An 18,478-nucleotide genomic window follows, 5' to 3' on the forward strand; every position below is an offset into this window, starting at 1 on the left:
CGGAACGAAATAATAAGGAACACCTATGCCCTCCCAAGATCCGCGTGCCAAACTGCCTGATACACCGCTCTCCGACAACGAGCGCCTGAAAGACCACAGCGACTACCTTCGCGGTACTATCGAATCAGATCTTTCAGACGGCCTCACAGGCGGCTTCAACGGTGATAATTTCCAATTAATCCGCTTTCACGGCATGTACGAACAAGACGACCGCGATATCCGTGTCGAACGTATCGAACAAAAATTGGAACCGCTGAAAAACGTCATGCTGCGCTGCCGTCTGCCCGGCGGCATTATCAGCCCCAAACAATGGCTGGGTATTGATGAATTTGCCACCGAACATACCCTATACGGCTCTATCCGCCTGACCAACCGTCAAACTTTCCAATTCCACGGCGTATTGAAAGACAACATCAAGCCCATGCACCAATGGCTAAATGCCCTTGGGCTTGATTCTATTGCCACCGCTGGCGATGTAAACCACAATGTTTTATGCACCAGTAATCCGGTCGAGTCGTCACTACACCGCGAAGCATACGAGTGGGCAAAAAAAATCAGCGAACACCTGCTGCCTCAAACCCGTGCCTATGCCGATATTTGGCTTGACGGCGAAAAACTGCACTCAACCGAAGATTTAACCACCGCACCGCTGGTTACAGGCGCAAACAGCGGCGACTCCACAGAGCCCGTATTGGGCAAAACCTACCTGCCGCGCAAATTCAAAACCACCGTTGTTATCCCGCCGCATAACGATGTCGACTTGCACGCCAACGACCTTAACTTCATCGCCATCGGCGAAAACGGCAAGCTCGTCGGCTTTAACGTTTTGGTAGGCGGCGGCCTCTCTATGGAACACGGCAATACCAAAACCTATCCCAACACCGCCAAAGAATTCGGCTTTATCCCGCTCGAAAAAACCCTAGATGCCGCCGCCGCCGTAGTATCGGTGCAGCGCGATTGGGGCAACCGTTCCGACCGTAAAAATGCCAAAACGCGCTACACCCTCGAGCGTGTCGGCGTACAAACCTTTATCGAAGAAGTCGAAAACCGCATGGGTGCAAAATTCGAGCCTGTCCGTCCTTACAGTTTCACCACACGGGGCGACCGCATCGGCTGGGTGGAAGGCGAAGACGGCAAATGGCACCTCACCTTATTTATAGAAAACGGCCGCTTACTCGATTATCCGAACCGGCCATTAAAAACAGGCGTGCGTGAAATCGCCAAAATCCACAAAGGCGATTTCCGCCTCACTGCTAACCAAAACCTGATTGTGGCGGGGGTCAGCCAAAACGATAAATCCGAAATCGAAAAAATTGCCCGCGATTACGGTCTAATCAGCGACAGCACTACTGTACAGCGCGAGCATTCGATGGCTTGCGTTTCCCTGCCCACCTGTCCGCTGGCAATGGCCGAAGCCGAACGCTTCCTGCCCCAATTCACCGATAAAATCGATGCCCTGCTGGCACGCCACCAACTCAGCCAAGAACATATCGTCCTAAGAATCACCGGCTGCCCCAACGGTTGCGGCCGCGCCATGCTGGCCGAAATCGGCTTGGTCGGCAAAGCCATAGGCAGGTACAATCTTTATACTGGCGGCAACCGCGAGGGCACACGTATTCCGCGCTTGTTTAAAGAAAACATTACCGAGGCGGAAATTCTCGAAATTATCGATAGCTGGCTGGCCGCCTGGGCTGCCAACCGCACCGACGGAGAAGGCTTTGGCGACTTTGCCATACGCAGCGGCATCGTCAAACCGGTATTAGATGCCCCACGCGATTTCTGGATCAGTTAAGCCCACATCCCACACTGCCCGTCAACACAGTATATGAAAACGGCGGGCAGTAACTATTAAAGGCCCCGATACTGTGCACCCAGTGTATCGGCTCAACAACAGCAGATTTCCTAACCGTATCCTAATATCAAACACAGATAGCAAGGTTTTGAAAAATATTGAATATTTGCTATCATAAACGCCGTCTGAACAATCAGGACGATTTATAGAAAGGCATCCGAATGAAAAAACGCAGTACCGAAATCAACAAAGGGCCGATTAAAGACAACGCTTTGAAAGCCCTTGTGAAATCGAATATTTTCCGGCACAAGGTTTATAAAAACAAAAAAGGTAAAGGCTCATATAGCCGAAAAGGCCGCCTAAACCACACCGAATCAGGTTTTTTGCGTATCATGCATAAACCTGATTTTTTATTGGCCATCTGAAATGCTGCTTTTAATTTTTTCTTTGTTTACCGCTCTGCTGGCGGCGGATATTTATGTCGCCCTCAAAGCACGCCGGCAAAGCTATCAAAATACCACCCGTATTCCGGCTTGCGATTTCGGCCTGATTTTAGGCACGGCAAAATTCGTCGGCAGCGGACACGGACTAAACCGCTACTACCAATACCGTATCGATGCCGCAGTCGAACTTTGGCGTGCCGGAAAAGTAAAACAATTTGTCGTGAGCGGCAGCGGCATTGACAACAAACCTAGCGAAACCGTCTGCATGCAAGCGGATTTGGTAGCCGCCGGCGTTCCTGAAAACGTTATCTGGCAAGACCCGGCAGGGTTTCGCACACTCGACAGTATCATCCGTTACCGCGATACTTTCCGCCAACACAGTGTCTGCATCATTTCCCAACCCTTTCACAACCAGCGCGCGCTAATCCAGGCACAAGCCTACCGTTTGAATGCTTGTGCTTATAATGCCCAAATAGTGGGCGTACGCTCAGGCTGGAAAATCCATGCGCGCGAACGTGCCGCCCGCCTACGTTTGTGGTACGACTTACTCAGCCGCGCCAAACCTGCCCGCAATACGGAGCAAACTCCTATCAAACAATATCCCACCAAACCTTGCATTTAAATTTTTCAGATTCAAAGGCCGTCTGAAATTAAATGTTTTCAGACGGCCTTTTCATATAGAAATTGGTTTAAAATAACGCCCATTCCGATTTCACATCATTACTAACGAGACACAGCAATCATGCTAGATATCCAATTACTCCGTAACGATACCGCGGCTGTTGCCGCCCGACTGGCTGCCCGCGGCTATGAATTTGATACTGCCCGTTTCGAAGCTATCGAGGCCAAACGTAAACAGCTCCAAGTTAAAACCGAAGAATTACAGGCCGCACGCAACAGTGTATCCAAGCAAATTGGCGCACTCAAAGGCCAAGGAAAACACGAAGAAGCGGAAGCGGCCATGGCCCAAGTTGCCGCTATCAAAGCCGATTTGGAACAAACCGCCGCCGATTTCGATGCCGTACAAACAGAATTGGACAACTGGTTGGCCGGTATTCCGAACCTGCCTCACGAAAGCGTACCCGAAGGCAAAGACGAAAGCGAAAACGTGGAAGTCCGCAAAGTAGGTACGCCGCGCAACTTCGATTTTGAAATCAAAGATCATGTCGACTTGGGCGCACCGCTGGGCTTGGATTTTGAAACCGGCGCAGCCCTTTCGGGCGCGCGCTTTACGGTAATGAAAGGCGCCATTGCCCGTCTGCACCGTGCATTGGCTCAATTTATGCTTGATACCCATACGCTGCAACATGGTTATACCGAGCATTACACACCTTATATCGTAAACGACAGCACATTATTCGGCACCGGACAACTGCCCAAATTCGGTGAAGATTTGTTTCACGTTACCCGCGGCGGTGACGAGAGTAAGCTCACCCAATATCTGATTCCTACTGCCGAGGTTACCCTAACCAATACTGTGCGCGACAGGATCGTTCCTGCCGAGTCTTTGCCGCTGAAACTGACTGCCCATTCACCCTGCTTCCGCTCAGAAGCGGGAGCTTACGGCAAAGACGTGCGCGGCCTTATCCGCCAGCATCAGTTCGACAAAGTGGAAATGGTACAAATCACCCATCCGGATCACTCTTACGAAGCACTTGAAGAGATGGTAGGCCATGCTGAAAAAATTCTGCAACTGCTCGAATTGCCCTACCGTGTGATAACGCTATGCACAGGAGACATGGGCTTCGGTGCGACCAAAACCTATGATTTGGAAGTATGGGTACCCGCACAAAACACCTACCGCGAAATCTCCAGCTGCTCCAACTGCGAAGACTTCCAAGCCCGCCGCATGAAAGCACGCTTCAAAGACGAAAACGGTAAAAACCGCCTTGTACATACATTAAACGGCTCCGGCTTGGCTGTCGGCCGTACTTTGGTAGCGGTATTGGAAAACCACCAAAATGCAGACGGCAGCATCAACATTCCCACTGCTTTACGTCCTTACTTGGGCGGGGCGGAAAAAATCGGTGTATAAACGCATCTCAATTTTGTAGCACCATCATTCAGGCCGTCTGTAAAACTCAGGCGGCCTATTCAAACAATAATGAAACGGAACCAACCATGCAAACAGAAGTCGAATTGAAAATCCTCAATGCCAAAATTGCCGACCAACTGCCCGCCTACGCGACCCCCGGCTCGGCAGGACTGGATTTGCGCGCCTGCTTAGATGAGCCCGTTACCATCCAGCCGGGTGAAACCTATCTTGTTCCTACCGGATTAGCCATCCACTTGGCCAACCCTGCTTATGCCGCTATGCTGCTGCCCCGCTCCGGCCTCGGCCACAAGCACGGTATCGTATTGGGCAATTTGGTCGGCCTGATTGATTCAGATTATCAAGGCGAAGTAAAAGTGTCTGTATGGAACCGCGGCCACACTGCCTTTACAATCGAACCGATGGAACGTATCGCCCAAATGGTAATTGTGCCGGTAGTGCAGGCTGCATTTAAAGTAGTGGATGAATTTGCCGCCAGCGAACGCGGTGAAGGCGGATTCGGCAGCACCGGTAAAGTCTGATTACCAATCATGACTTGGTATTGGAAACCGAACAACAATATTTATACCTACTGAATTTTCTTTCATAAAAATTAAACCAAACCAATGCCATCCGAAACATTTTCAGACGGCATTGGTTTGAGACATTTAATATATTCTTTACAAAAAATCATACTTCGTTGAATGGAGAATTTTAGTAAAAAATAAATAGCTTCCAAGTTCCAGTTTGCATATACAAATTACCAAGCCGCTTGGAAGCCTGTTTAAATCATATTAAAATTGAATTCCTCGAGTAACCTGTATAATTAACAGGCTGCGTCCTTAGATATAAAAAGGAGTATTCATGAATAAATATTCAATCTTGGGTCTTTTAACATCATCATGCTTTTTAGCAGCTTGCGGACAACAAGCAGAAACAGAGGTCAAAACAGTATCTGCAGCAAGCAATGTTATCGAAGCAACCGCATCCGAAGCCAGCCAAACCGTCTCCTCTCAAGAAGCATCTGCTCCTGCAAATGATGCATCTGCCGCTTATGATGGCCCCGTAAAATCATATACCGCTTTTGGTAATACGCCCAAACCGTGGCGCATCGTTGTAACCGGCAATGCCGAATCTACCGGCAACCGATTAACCTTAGAAGGCGATGATCTGAAAGGTACGTTTGAAGCCGAACGTTCTGCTTATGCCAAAGGCGTTGAATTTACCGGCACACAAGAGAATGTAAACTTCGGACTGAATATTAAAGGTGAAACGTGCAAAGATGATGCCGGCAACGAGCACGAATTTACGGCAACCTTTGATTACGGCGATGTACGCTATAAAGGATGTGCCGAACGCGGTGCATTAGAGCATGCCCCAACCTAAGTCTTCTATAGCCTTACAAACACAATCTGCTTATTTACATAGCCCATGATATTAGGATTATTACCTAATTTGGCAACTTATAGTAAAGCCTAAAATTATCTGTGCAGATTGTATTAAAACCAAGCAGCCATACTTTTAAGATATGGCTGCTTGGTTTTAATTTGTAAAATCAGAAAAATACCAATCAAGTCGAGGTATTGAAATATTCAAAAATTATATCAGTATGAAATTATTGGGTTGAATTTCACCTAAGGCTATTTAAAAAAAACTGCACTTAATGGTGAAGCCTGCGATTGTTGCAAGATTGTAACTGTCACTTTCAATAGGTTTTGCAAACTCTGCGCCTCAGTAGATAATGCACGCAAACAAAGCGCGCAACCGGCAGCCTGACTCACACCCCACAATAAGGAGTTCATTTCAGCAGTATATTCATCAAGTTTCTCAAATATACGTTCGTTGAGTACGCGGATTTCCTCGGGACTAAGAGCAGTATGAACATAAAACAGATTCAATTGGTGGGTATATTGTTCCATTTGTCCAATAGTATCAATCTGATAGCGTTCTGGATACCATTGAATATTGTCAGTAATCAGCTTATGGCCATGATAAGTGATACACAGATGAGAAGAAAAACGTTTGAATGCGAAACGTTCGCCTCGCAAAACTCTACCTGCAGCAATGATTTCACCATAAACTAACCCGCAATCATCATCTAGTTCAATCTCAGTGTACTGAATGAATGTGCTATTCGCATGTAAAACCAAAGGGTGTGGCAGATAACACAGGTGAGAATGTGGCTCTTGACGAATATGGGTGTGCTGTTCAGCCTGCTTTCCATCATTCATTTCCAACACACGAGTAAATGCTTGTGTATACAGAGAAAGGTGTGAATATGCGGCCAAAGTAATGCTTATTTCTATAAGATCCCCACCCAATAGACCTGGTGAAGACGACATTTGTACCACACGCAACATACCATTAGCATCAGGCGGCAAACTTATCAACTTCAGCGGAGGAGAGGTAAAGTTTTTTTGCAAACTGGTACGCCCATTGCGGACTTGAGTGGTAAGCACAAGTTGACTATACATAAAAATTGCCGAAAAAACGGTAAGCAATAAAAGAGTATTGACACCATCTGCACAATAGGAAGACAGCTCACACTTTCTCTAATGGTCTGTAAATAAACCAGATATTAACGGACTAATCCCATAGGTTCTTCAATGTTTTCCAAAAGGGCATATTTCCGAATCCAACCGATAACTGAATCTAAGTTTTCATCTTTCATAAGGTTAGTGAATAAGAAAGGCTGGCCTCCACGCATTTTGCGTGCATCGCGCTCCATCACTTCCAAACTAGCACCGACAAATGGAGCCAAGTCAGTTTTATTGATAACCAATAAATCCGATCTAGTAATGCCCGGCCCGCCTTTACGCGGAATTTTTTCACCTTGGGCCACATCAATCACGAAAATAGTGACATCGGCCAAATCCGGGCTGAAGGTAGCCGAAAGGTTATCCCCTCCTGATTCAATAAATACAATTTGTACGTCAGGAAAACGTTCTACCATTTCATCGACAGCCTCTAAATTCATCGAGGCATCTTCACGAATAGCTGTATGTGGGCAACCGCCAGTTTCCACCCCCATAATACGTTCAGATGGTAATAAGCTGTTACGGGTTAAAAATTCAGCATCCTCACGGGTGTAGATGTCATTGGTAATGACCGCAATACTATATTGATTGGCAATTTTACGGGTTAGGCGTTCAATCAGGGCAGTCTTACCTGCACCAACAGGGCCTGCTACCCCGATTTTGATGTATTGGCGCATAAGTTATCCTTTTTCATTGTAAAAGTTTTTAGCTGGTTTTATTGGTAACAATTAGACTAGGGTCACAACCAACAACAGCGTTATGCATCAAGCCAACAATAGATACAAACCGACCGAACCAATGGCTGTGCCGATAGTGCGGTTAATCCAAACATTTTGGTGGAAAGCAGATCCTATGAAAAAACCGACTGCGTGCAATAAAACAGTACTTATGCTGAAGCCCAACAAAAAGCTATTAATGTTACCAACCATCTCTATACTATGCGCTGCACCATGAAAAATAGCAAAGATACCCACAACAACTATAGCAATAATAGTAGGAATATGTTTTACCCAAGCAGCGGCTAAACCAATAACCAATACCGAAGCAGCAATACCTTGTTCCATCGCAGTAACATAGATGCCGTAATTACCTAAAAAGAAACCTAACACCATCATTCCAACAAATGTAATCGGAATTACCCAACGCGTTTTGCCATTAAAAGATACCGCCCATAGACCAACCGCCAACATTGCTAAAATATGGTCAAGGCCACTAACGGGATGAAATATCCCTGCCAGCATGCCACCATCACCGTTATCGGGATGAGCAAATGCCAAAGCCGGAATACTCAACACAGCAGTCACCAAGATTTTTTTCATATCATATTTCATACTAGAAGTTCCTTTAAAACAAATCGTAAATAAGAAAGCAGGGATAAATTTGGTGAAATTGCCTAAAAAGCTGATTACTATTTCAAGCAACCTAACTCATATAAAGCCTGCTATAAAGCCGTTCATGTCTCATAGCACGGATGTCGGCTGCCGGGCTGGCAGCACCAATCCATTCAGCATCCGGCTGCATACTTTCAGCCACTGCCATATCAATCGCATCACGTAGTTCAAATAAAATATCTTGTCCATCGGCTTGACTCAATGGAATCAGTTTAACTCCGTTAGTGATAGTTCCAACAGCTGTGTTGTAATAAAATGCAGTCAGCGTATCTTCTTTGCTTTGTCCCATAGCTGAGGCAATCAAACCAAATACTAACGGATAAAAACCCTGTACTCGTTTGGTCATTAAAGCCGACTGAAAAGCATTGACTAGCTTATGTTGTTCGTAACGTGCAAAAATTTTCAAGAGCCGAACCCCGAGTTTTATCGAAGCTTCACGAATTTCACGAGGTGTTTTCGCTGCGGCAATCGTCTTGTCCAGCAACTCTAGTGCTGCAATATCTCCGACCTTTACTGCATCATAAGCTATTGATACATAGGCACCATCGTTATATGTCCAATTTTGCGCCAACTGAGTTTCAACATATTTTTTCAAACAACTACTGGTATTCACCACACCTTCTTGAACGAATGTTTCCAAACCAGCGGAATGATTGAAACTACCAATCGGTAGAGTTGAATCAACTAAGTGCAGTAAAGCAGTTAGTTTAGTGCTCATATCTATCTATCTCACTATGAGAATGATTATGGTACTGCCTATACTCATGCTTATGTATATGCCCCCCTCCAATACCTGGTGCAGAATTAGCCCGTAACACCTGATTCAAACGCCGTTTCTCTTGCTTCGGTGCAAAGCCTGCAGCCTGAAGCCAAAGAAACATTGGTTTGTCATAAGGCATAACCAATTCATCACCATCAAGAAATAGCGGTGAATGCTTATTTCCGATTTCATAACAGGTACGCGCCATATCTGTTAAAGTTTTTGGTGCCATAACAATCGCATCACACAGTTTAATTTCTATACTGATAACTAAATGTTCGTCAGCAAACACAATATCCCCGTGTTGCAGCCGTTGACCCTCTTGCAATAAACGAAAGGAAATATCACGACCACTTATTGTAGTTTTACGCAAAATACGGCGGTCTGCCTCATACCATTCGAGTACAACATAATCATGCCGGGCAATCGGGCTCAAGGCTTTATCTTTGGGCAAAATTTCTTGAATAATCAGATTCATCAGTGGAGTTCCTAAAATAAGCACAAATTCAGGCAGGGATATATCACCAAAGCAGCTTAGCCTTAAAAAACAATTAAAATAGGAAATAGCGTTGTGCTAATGGTAACTTGCCGGCTGGCTCACAAGTTACCAATTCACCCTCAACGCGCACTTCATAACGTTCCGGGTCAACCGTAATTTCCGGAGTGGCATTATTATGAATCAAGTCTTTTTTTCCAATATCTCGACAACCATGTACTGGTAATGTTTGTTTATTCAAACCATATTGTGTACGGATATCAGCCTCAACAGCAGCTTGAGAAACAAACAATACTGCCGTTTGCTCTACCGCTTTGCCCTGTGCGCCAAACATAGGGCGGTAAACTACAGGTTGCGGTGTGGGAATACTGGCATTAGGGTCACCCATTCGCGCATAGCTGATGAAGCCATTTTTAATAATCATTTCAGGTTTCACCCCGAAAAATGCTGGCTTCCATAATACGATATCTGCCATTTTGCCTACCTCAATCGAACCAACATATTGGCTAATACCATGAGCAATAGCCGGATTGATGGTATATTTTGCGATATAGCGTTTAATACGGAAATTATCACTACCATCAACATCCTCTGGTAATACACCGCGCTGTTGTTTCATTTTATCGGCGGTTTGCCAGGTGCGAATAATCACCTCAGCCACTCTCCCCATTGCTTGTGAATCGGAGCTCATAATGGAAAACACACCCATATCATGCAAAATATCTTCGGCAGCAATCGTTTCTGGTCGTATACGAGAATCAGCAAAGGCGATATCTTCTGGAATATGCTTATCAAGATGATGACAAACCATCAACATATCGAGATGCTCATCAATTGTATTGATTGTGAACGGGCGCGTTGGATTAGTAGAAGCTGGCAAAATATTGGGATACATAGCAGCTTTGATAATATCGGGTGCATGTCCCCCTCCTGCACCTTCAGTATGGAATGTATGGATGACACGACCATCAATGGCCTTTATCGTATCTTCCAAAAAACCACCCTCATTGAGTGTATCGGTATGAATAGCAACTTGAATATCCATCTCATCCGCCACCTTCAGGCTGGCATCGATAACTGCAGCAGTCGCCCCCCAGTCTTCATGAATCTTCAAACCCAATGCACCTGCACGGATTTGTTCGCGTAAAGGCTCTGTAGAAGCGCAGTTGCCTTTACCGAAAAAACCCAAATTTACCGGATAAACATCAGCAGCCTGCAACATACGTTGCAAGTTCCAAGCCCCAGAAGTAACGGTAGTTGCATTGGTACCGTCAGCAGGACCGGTGCCACCACCAATCATGGTAGTGATACCACTTTCAATCGCATGATAAATTTGTTGTGGGCAAATATTATGAATATGTGTATCTATACCACCGGCAGTAGCAATCAGGTGAGCACCATTATGCACTTCGGTAGCCGCACCGATAATCATATTTGGGGTAACCCCATCCATTGTATCGGGATTACCGGCTTGGCCTATCCCAACAATTTTACCGTCACGAATACCAATATCGGCTTTAATAATGCCGCTATGATCAATAATAAGTACATTGGTAATGGCAAAGTCGAGTACATTATTATTAGTGCGTGGCTCAGTAGCAGATTGCGCCATTCCGTCCCGTACCGATTTACCGCCACCAAATTTACACTCTTCGCCATAAGTCAGTAAATCACGCTCAACCGTAGCAAACAGATTGGTATCGCCTAAACGCACCTTATCACCAACAGTTGGGCCATAAGTAGTCAAATATTGAATCCTTGGGATAGTCAGCGTGGCACCGCTAATCGGATTATCTACTCTTACTGTTTTATTTATGAGATTTTGAAAACCATGAATATTTTGCCGCCCCCCGAATGCAACAAGCTCAACAGTTTTACGCTCGCCCGGTTCAAAACGTATAGCGTTACCACTAGGAATATTCAGACGGAAACCTTTAGCTTGAACTCGGTCAAATTTAAGTGCTGAATTGGTTTCATAAAAATGAAAATGCGAGCCTACCTGTATCGGGCGATCACCGATATTCGCTACTTCTAAAATACGGGTTTCACGATTCACATTGGCAGCAATATCAGTTGAAGCCGGAAAATACTCTCCAGGATTCATATATTCATCTTCCTTTACTTTAAGACTATCCAAATAGGTCGAAAAGGATAATATAGTGTATAGAGTGACCAACCAAGCACAAAACACTTGATTGCCATAACTACTTAACGGATAGGCTGATGTACAGTAACCAGCTTAGTACCATCAGGAAAAGTTGCTTCAATTTGAACCTCATGTACCATTTCTGCAATTCCTTCCATTACATCATCTACTCCTAATAAGGTAGTACCGTATTCCATCAGCTGTGCCACGCACATACCATCACGAGCAGCTTCTTGTAAATGCGACGAAATATACGCAATTGTTTCAGGGTAATTTAATTTCACCCCACGAGCTTTGCGCTTAGCGGCTAATTCTCCAGCAAGAAATAGAAGAAGTTTTTCTTGCTCTCGAGCAGTCAGATGCATATCAATATCCTTATTACATTTTAAATATAAGTAAAATTTATTAATTTTATAAATAAAATTAATAAAAAAATTAAACAGACATCTTAAATATCGAATACCTGAATCGATTGTCTACAATCACACAAAAATTGTCAACAATTTTACAAATTATTCAACACAAAAGTAAAAATATGGCAACGGCATTATCAAAATCTAGAACTATGTATTTATGCGGCTTAACCGTCACCGACAAAATGATATGAGACCACGGCCCGAGCTATCAGTGCGCTCAGGTATAGCTGAGAGTCATGGTATTCTGAAATGTAATATATAAACTATATTTGAGAATTTGCTTCAAGCTTACCGTGCATGAAGCAGGTATGGCACTTCGAAGATTTGATTAACGGTTTAAATGAAGATAATGAAGCAACATGCTTGAAGTATTAAAAAAAACAAAACATTAACGAAATATAGGTAAAATGTCGAATAATCTGTTATTCATCAAACTGAACATGTAACAAACAAAAGTTGAATAAAATCATTAAAGCCACTAGTGGCTAATTTTATACAAGCTATAAAATCAGAAAATTTGCCTTAAGCCGTCTGAAAATTATTTTTAGACGGCCTGATTTACATACAAGAATGAATTACAGATAAGCCAATAAATCCATAGGCTGACGAATTCGGTAGTCATATAACCAAGATTCGGTATCATCGTTTTCCGCAATATATCCCCAATCCACCAATACCGTACGCATACCGGCATCTTTCCCAGCCTGCATATCCCGCTCCGCATCGCCTACATAAATACAATTCTCCGGTAAAACGCCAATTTGCTGGCAGGCGTAGTACATTGGCTTTGTACTAGGCTTGGCTTCCGTACACGTATCACCGCTTACCACAACTGCCGGCGGCACGGCAAAGCCGAGCTTGGGTACCAAACGATGGGTAAACGTATGCGGTTTATTAGTAATAATGCCCCATTTGATCCCTGCTTGATCCAATACACAAATCAAATCATTAATGCCTTCGAATAATACGGTATCACAGTCAAAGCAGCGTTCGTATTCCGCCAAATATTCTTGCCGCCACTGGGTGTAATCCGGATGATCCTTACCGATACCCGCCCCTAAGAAAATCAAGCCCCTGGCCCCATGACTCGCAACCGGGCGAATTTCAGTCATATTTTTTTCCGGCAGCCCGTACCGCCTAAGTAATGTATTGAGTGCGCCGCCCAAATCTAATGCGGTATCGGCTAAAGTTCCATCCAAATCAAATAAAACGGCTTGTGTGTTCATGGCTGCTTTCTATTATTTATCAGGCCGTCTGAAAAATATTTCAGACGGCCTTTATTTTAGCAGAATTAACGGAAAAACAAGGAGCAATCACACATATCTTAAATAGCAATACATAACCAAACGCTTATTAATGCACATGATGATGGTGCCCGCGATGAATATCGCCTATGTTACATAACAAATGATCTCCGTGATTATGTGCCCGACTTTCCGTCTGTACCGTCACGTGGCTGATATTTTTATGCTGCAAACGGTAGGTAAGTTCATTTACAATCTGCTCGGCCTCGCTCACATGTAAATCACCGTTCACAACAATATGGCAAGACAACGCATGTATACCGCTGGTAATGGTCCAAATATGCAAATCATGTACAGCTTCGACACCTTCTGTTTCAGCAATCAACGCAGCAACTTCATCATAATCGGCATCCGTAGGCACACCTTCCATCAAAATATGTACCGTTGTTTTCAAAATACCCCAACCGCTTTTTGCAATCAGTAATGCAACTACTACACTAGCCAAAGGATCGGCCCATTGCCAACCGAAAGCCATCATTAATATGGCTGCCGTAATTGCTCCTACCGAACCCAACAAATCACCTAAAACGTGCAAATACGCACCTTTCATATTGATATTATCTTCAGTATCTCCGCCTTTATGCATATACCAAGCTACAAAAAGGTTAACCAGCAACCCCAAAATACTGATGGCCAACATACCCTTAGTAGCGATTTCCGGCGGGCGGCTAAACCTACCTGCGGCTTCATAAAAAATCCAAACCGCAATTAATAACAATGTCATTCCATTTAGTGCGGCAGCTAAGATTTCAAACCGCTTGTAGCCAAAAGTTTTGCTTCTGCTGCCGGCGCGTGCGCCAAAGTGAAAAGCTGCAAGAGATAACGCCAAAGCAGCCGCATCCGAAAACATATGCCCGGCATCAGACAGCAAAGCCAAACTATTGGTTAGCAGGCCTCCTACCAACTCCACCAGCATAAAAGAAACAATCAATGCCAAAGATACGCGTAAAACCCGCTTATTTATATGATGATCGTGATGGTGGTCGTGTGTATGTCCCATAACAAATGCCTCAATGATGTGATACATGCTCTATAGCCTGCTTAAGCAGGCTGATAACATGAGGGTCGTCTTCAGAATAAAATAAAGTCGTTCCTTCTCTACGGAACTTCACCAAACGCAGGTTTTTCAAAAATCTGAGCTGGTGAGAAGTTGCTGACTGACTTAGCCCTAGCGTATCGGCCAACTCCCCCACCGCATACTCCCGTGTACATAACAAAAAAAGAATACGGATACGGGTAGGATCACCCATTGCCTTAAAAATTTGGGAAAGCTGGAATAAGGTTTCCTCGTCTAATTCAGCATTCATCATGAATCACCATATATGAGCATTTATTCATATATAAGATTATATTGTTTACTGACAAAAATCAACCGCCAAAATTTCCTTAATGAAGTTACGAACGGGCACGCACATCGAATGCATACCTTAATCCCTCGCCTATCATCACCAACAGCAAGAGCATTAAAGTAAGCGTACTGACGGCAGACAGCCCTATCCACCAAGCATCAAGATTGTCTTTTCCTTGTGCCAATAATTCTCCCAAACTGGCTTGGCTTGCCGGCACACCCAATCCGAGGAAATCAAGGCTGGTTAAAGCAAGCACGGCTCCGGAAATACGAAACGGCAAAAATGCCAACACAGGCGTCAAACTATTGGGCAGAATATGCCGCCACATAATGGATCTATTCGATACGCCCATACTCTTGGCGGCTAATACATAGTCGGCCTGGCGGTTTTTTAAAAACTCTGCCCGCACATAATCCGAAAGCCCCATCCAACCAAACAACGCCAATATAACCAATAACACTAACAAACTCGGGTTAAAAAACGAAGACAGGATGATTAAAAGGTAAAGTTCGGGCAATCCGCCCCAAATTTCCAAAAAGCGCTGCATCACCAAATCAACCTTACCGCCGAAATAACCTTGCACCGCCCCGGCCAATACTCCGATAACGGTAGTAATCGCAGTCAGTGCCAAAGCAAATAATAAAGAATCTCGGAAACCATAAACCAAACGGGCCAATACATCCCGGCCACGATCATCAGTTCCTAACCAATGTTGTTTGGAGGGAGAGGCAGGGTCCGGGGCGGTATCGAAATCATTTAAAGTATTAGCGGCATACGGGTTGGGCAGATATACGGCATAGTTACCATTTTCAGTAATATTGTGGCGAACCAACGGATCGAGATAGTCGGCCGGAGTATCAAAATCACCGCCAAACACAGTTTCATGATAGGTTTGGAACAACGGAAAATAATAATGGTCGTTGTAATGTATCCATAAAGGCTTATCATTGCTCCAGAGAGGAGCCAGCAAAGAAATTGAGAAAAGTACGGCCAGCAGACGCAAAGCCAGCCAGCCGCGCTTGTGTTGTTTGAATGCCTGCCATGCTGAGGCTGTAGGTGTATTTGGCTGCATAAATATGGTTTTTATTTCCCAATGCCGTCTGAAAATTAATTATCCGATATGAATTGATATTTGGCTGCCTACGTTTATTTCTGCCCGTCGAAATGAATACGCGGGTCTATCCAAGAATAAGAAATATCCGACAGCAATTTTGCCAGCAATCCCATCAATGTAAAAATATACAGTGTTCCCATCACAACAGGATAATCGCGCTTCATTACCGCCTCATATGAAAGCAAACCGAGTCCGTCAAGCGAAAATAAGGTTTCAATTAAAAGGCTGCCGGTAAAAAACGCACCGATAAAAGCAGCGGGGAACCCGGTAATGAGCGGTATCATGGCATTACGAAACACATGCTTCCATAAAATTTGCCGCTCCGGCAGCCCTTTTGCACGGGCTGTATAAACGTATTGTCGGCGGATTTCTTCAAGAAATACGTTTTTGGTCAACACCGTCATCAAGGCCAAATTACCTGCCACGGATGCCGTAACGGGTAAAGCCATATGCCAGAGGTAATCTTGTATTTTCGCCGGCCACGGCATTCCCTCCCAGTTATCACTTACAAGGCCGCCCTGAGGAAACCATGCAAAAAAACTGCCGCCGCCGAATAAAACCAGCAGCACGAGCCCCAATACAAAGGGAGGAATAGTGTAACCCAACAAAATAACAATACCGGTGGCCGTATCGAACCGTGTGCCGTCTCGCACGGCTTTGGCAATGCCCAATGGAATGCAAATAAGATAAGTTAGAAAAAACGTCCACAAGCCCAAACTCATTGAAACGGGCATTTTTTCTTTCACTAATTCAAATACGGTTTGATGATGAAAAAAGCTTTCACCCAAATCAAAGCGAATAAAACGGCCTACCATCTCGATAAAGCGGGTAAACGGGGGCTTATCGAAACCATATAACGCATTTAATGCCGCCAAATCTTCACTACTCAAGTTTCCTTTGGCATGGTTCATCCCTTGCCCGGAAAATGTTACGGTTTCTCCTGCACCGCCAGCGTTTCCGCTTAGCTGTTGTACCATCTGCTCAACCGGGCCACCAGGTACGAATTGGATAATGGCAAACGTAACTGCCAAAATACCTAGTAAAGTAGGAACCAACAACAACAACAAGCGTTTCAAAATATAATGCCACATACCCACAACCTTAAATATACCGATACACTTATGCCGGATAACAAAAGCCGTCTGAACACAAGATTCGATCCAGACGGCCTAAATAGTTGCGGCTTATTTTGACAAAATAAAAAATTCAATCAATACGTTTTTAAAGATAAAGCCGAATACACCCAATCCCAATACCAAAAATAAAATAAAGGTGCCGAATTTTCCGGCCTTTGATTCTTTACCCAAATTCCAAACAATGAAACCCAAAAAAACGATTAATACGCCCAAACAAATTTTGAGCGCCCATGCCGAAAATACTGCCTCATCCATTTTTAGCATCCTTTTTTTCCGATAAATTCATTACCTCATATGAAAATCTGGTAAAACAAATCATATCGGATATATCCTACCGATTTTTTCAGACGGCCTTCAACCAACCGGCCATTTAATCATCAGCCCATTGCCTGACGTAAATCCTCAATCAGGTCGTCTGCATACTCCAAACCGACCGATAAACGTACCAAGCCCGGCCGGATACCTGCTTCCAATTTGGCTTCGGCCGCCATTCTTCCGTGTGTCGTCGTCCACGGATGAGTAATGGTCGAACGAACGTCCCCCAAATTGGCCGTCCGTGAAAAAATATTAACACTGTCGATTACTTTCCATGCTGCATCTTGTCCGCCATCTAATTCAAATGCCACAACGATACCACCCGCACTTTGCTGTTTGCGAACCAAATCGGCTTGAGGATGATCTTCAAAACCGGCATGGTATACATTGAGCACTTGCGGCTGTCGGCGTAACCAAGCTGCAATTTTATCGGCGTTATCACACTGAACCTGCATACGCACAGCCATGGTTTCCACACCACTTAGCAATACCCATGCATGGAAAGGAGACATAGAAATACCGGAAGAATTCATAAACATCTGCACTTGCTTCATCAACTCGGCATTGCCAATCACCACCCCTCCTTGCACCCGCCCCTGCCCATCGATGGCTTTGGTTGCGGACTGTACCGACAAATCGGCACCGAAACGCAGCGGCTGCTGCAAAACAGGCGTACAGAAACTGTTATCCACCACCAATAATGCACCTGCGGCATGGGCAATATCCGCCAAAGCTTCCAAATCAGCCACTTCATTCAGAGGGTTAGAAGGTGTTTCTAAGAAAAGCATCTTGGTATTAGGGCGTATGGCAGCACGCCACTCGGCCAAATCGGTTTGCGAAACCAAAGTTACCTCAATACCGAAACGGGTAACATGATTCATGATGAAACCCATGGTAGTACCAAACAGGCTGCGGCTGCATACCAAATGATCACCCGCACTTAAAAAAGTCAGCAATGCCGCCTGAATAGCAGACATCCCGGTTGAAGTAGCAACCGCCTGCTCACCTGCTTCCAATATAGCGATACGCTTGGCAAATGCAGCAGTAGTCGGATTGGCGGTACGACTGTAAGTATAACCCTCTTTCTGTCCGGCAAATACCGCTGCACCATCAGCTGCCGTATCCCACATAAAACTACTGGTAATGAATAAAGCCTGATTGTGTTCATTAAATTCGGTTTGCTCTTTGGCACCGCGAATGGCAAGTGTTTGCGGATGTAAAGGCTTAGTCATAATATTGCCCTATCA

20 protein-coding genes are annotated in these 18,478 nt (G+C 44.7%); 6 read left to right on the top strand and 14 right to left on the bottom strand.

Features of this window, described 5'->3' with window-relative positions:
- Window positions 1–25 precede the first annotated feature (25 nt).
- The 6 genes from cysI (at window position 26) to ACEPPX_RS00970 (ending at window position 5,653) form a co-directional block, all read left to right on the top strand.
- Window positions 26–1,792, top strand: coding sequence for an assimilatory sulfite reductase (NADPH) hemoprotein subunit (gene cysI / locus ACEPPX_RS00945; RefSeq protein WP_416622575.1), 1,767 nt, complete (start codon window positions 26–28; stop codon window positions 1,790–1,792).
- 221 nt (window positions 1,793–2,013) lie between these two features.
- Window positions 2,014–2,217: a ribosome alternative rescue factor ArfA gene (locus ACEPPX_RS00950; RefSeq protein ID WP_416622576.1), complete on the top strand. Its 204-nt coding sequence runs from the start codon at window positions 2,014–2,016 to the stop codon at window positions 2,215–2,217.
- Window position 2,218: 1 nt separating this feature from the next.
- Window positions 2,219–2,857, top strand: coding sequence for a SanA/YdcF family protein (locus ACEPPX_RS00955; RefSeq protein ID WP_416622577.1), 639 nt, complete (start codon window positions 2,219–2,221; stop codon window positions 2,855–2,857).
- Window positions 2,858–2,977: 120 nt separating this feature from the next.
- Window positions 2,978–4,270 carry a serine--tRNA ligase gene (gene serS / locus ACEPPX_RS00960; protein WP_416622578.1) on the top strand — a complete coding sequence of 431 codons (1,293 nt, stop codon included), beginning with the start codon at window positions 2,978–2,980 and terminating at the stop codon, window positions 4,268–4,270.
- Window positions 4,271–4,356: 86 nt separating this feature from the next.
- Window positions 4,357–4,809, top strand: a complete 453-nt coding sequence (gene dut / locus ACEPPX_RS00965; RefSeq protein WP_416622579.1) for a dUTP diphosphatase — start codon at window positions 4,357–4,359, stop codon at window positions 4,807–4,809.
- Window positions 4,810–5,131: 322 nt separating this feature from the next.
- Window positions 5,132–5,653 (top strand): hypothetical protein, encoded by a 522-nt coding sequence (locus ACEPPX_RS00970; protein WP_416622580.1) that lies wholly within the window; start codon window positions 5,132–5,134, stop codon window positions 5,651–5,653.
- A 254-nt stretch (window positions 5,654–5,907) separates the two neighbouring features.
- On the opposite strand, the gene ACEPPX_RS00975 is transcribed toward ACEPPX_RS00970, so the two are convergent.
- The 14 genes from ACEPPX_RS00975 to metZ form a co-directional block, all read right to left on the bottom strand.
- Window positions 5,908–6,741 (bottom strand): urease accessory protein UreD, encoded by an 834-nt coding sequence (locus tag ACEPPX_RS00975; RefSeq protein WP_416622581.1) that lies wholly within the window; start codon window positions 6,739–6,741, stop codon window positions 5,908–5,910.
- 104 nt (window positions 6,742–6,845) lie between these two features.
- Window positions 6,846–7,481, bottom strand: coding sequence for an urease accessory protein UreG (gene ureG / locus ACEPPX_RS00980; RefSeq protein ID WP_047760170.1), 636 nt, complete (start codon window positions 7,479–7,481; stop codon window positions 6,846–6,848).
- 87 nt (window positions 7,482–7,568) lie between these two features.
- A complete protein-coding gene (locus ACEPPX_RS00985; protein ID WP_047760171.1) occupies window positions 7,569–8,135 on the bottom strand; it encodes a HupE/UreJ family protein in 567 nt (188 codons plus the stop codon).
- Window positions 8,136–8,226: 91 nt separating this feature from the next.
- Entirely contained in the window at window positions 8,227–8,913 is a 687-nt protein-coding gene (locus tag ACEPPX_RS00990; protein ID WP_047760172.1) for an urease accessory protein UreF, read from the bottom strand.
- Window positions 8,903–9,433, bottom strand: coding sequence for an urease accessory protein UreE (ureE, locus tag ACEPPX_RS00995; RefSeq protein WP_416622582.1), 531 nt, complete (start codon window positions 9,431–9,433; stop codon window positions 8,903–8,905). The genes ACEPPX_RS00990 and ureE overlap by 11 nt, the downstream gene beginning before the upstream one ends.
- Before the next feature lie 73 nt (window positions 9,434–9,506).
- A complete protein-coding gene (ureC, locus tag ACEPPX_RS01000; RefSeq protein WP_416622583.1) occupies window positions 9,507–11,555 on the bottom strand; it encodes an urease subunit alpha in 2,049 nt (682 codons plus the stop codon).
- 104 nt (window positions 11,556–11,659) lie between these two features.
- Window positions 11,660–11,962, bottom strand: coding sequence for an urease subunit gamma (gene ureA, locus ACEPPX_RS01005; protein ID WP_047760174.1), 303 nt, complete (start codon window positions 11,960–11,962; stop codon window positions 11,660–11,662).
- A 626-nt stretch (window positions 11,963–12,588) separates the two neighbouring features.
- Window positions 12,589–13,239, bottom strand: coding sequence for an HAD family hydrolase (locus ACEPPX_RS01010; protein ID WP_416622584.1), 651 nt, complete (start codon window positions 13,237–13,239; stop codon window positions 12,589–12,591).
- A 127-nt stretch (window positions 13,240–13,366) separates the two neighbouring features.
- Window positions 13,367–14,317 carry a cation diffusion facilitator family transporter gene (locus tag ACEPPX_RS01015; protein WP_416622693.1) on the bottom strand — a complete coding sequence of 317 codons (951 nt, stop codon included), beginning with the start codon at window positions 14,315–14,317 and terminating at the stop codon, window positions 13,367–13,369.
- 10 nt (window positions 14,318–14,327) lie between these two features.
- Complete coding sequence (locus ACEPPX_RS01020) at window positions 14,328–14,627, bottom strand: ArsR/SmtB family transcription factor (protein WP_416622585.1); 300 nt, start codon at window positions 14,625–14,627, stop codon at window positions 14,328–14,330.
- Between the two features lie 85 nt (window positions 14,628–14,712).
- Window positions 14,713–15,738, bottom strand: a complete 1,026-nt coding sequence (locus tag ACEPPX_RS01025; RefSeq protein ID WP_416622586.1) for an ABC transporter permease — start codon at window positions 15,736–15,738, stop codon at window positions 14,713–14,715.
- 74 nt (window positions 15,739–15,812) lie between these two features.
- On the bottom strand, window positions 15,813–16,871 hold the full coding sequence (locus ACEPPX_RS01030; RefSeq protein ID WP_416622587.1) for an ABC transporter permease subunit: 1,059 nt from the start codon (window positions 16,869–16,871) through the stop codon (window positions 15,813–15,815).
- Window positions 16,872–16,964: 93 nt separating this feature from the next.
- Entirely contained in the window at window positions 16,965–17,171 is a 207-nt protein-coding gene (locus ACEPPX_RS01035; RefSeq protein ID WP_047760180.1) for a DUF2788 domain-containing protein, read from the bottom strand.
- A gap of 122 nt (window positions 17,172–17,293) precedes the next feature.
- Window positions 17,294–18,463, bottom strand: coding sequence for an O-succinylhomoserine sulfhydrylase (gene metZ, locus ACEPPX_RS01040; protein WP_416622588.1), 1,170 nt, complete (start codon window positions 18,461–18,463; stop codon window positions 17,294–17,296).
- Between the last annotated feature and the right edge of the window lie 15 nt (window positions 18,464–18,478).

The organism is Neisseria sp. S1 (genome assembly GCF_048060015.1).
Classification (GTDB): Bacteria; Pseudomonadota; Gammaproteobacteria; order Burkholderiales; family Neisseriaceae; genus Neisseria; species Neisseria arctica.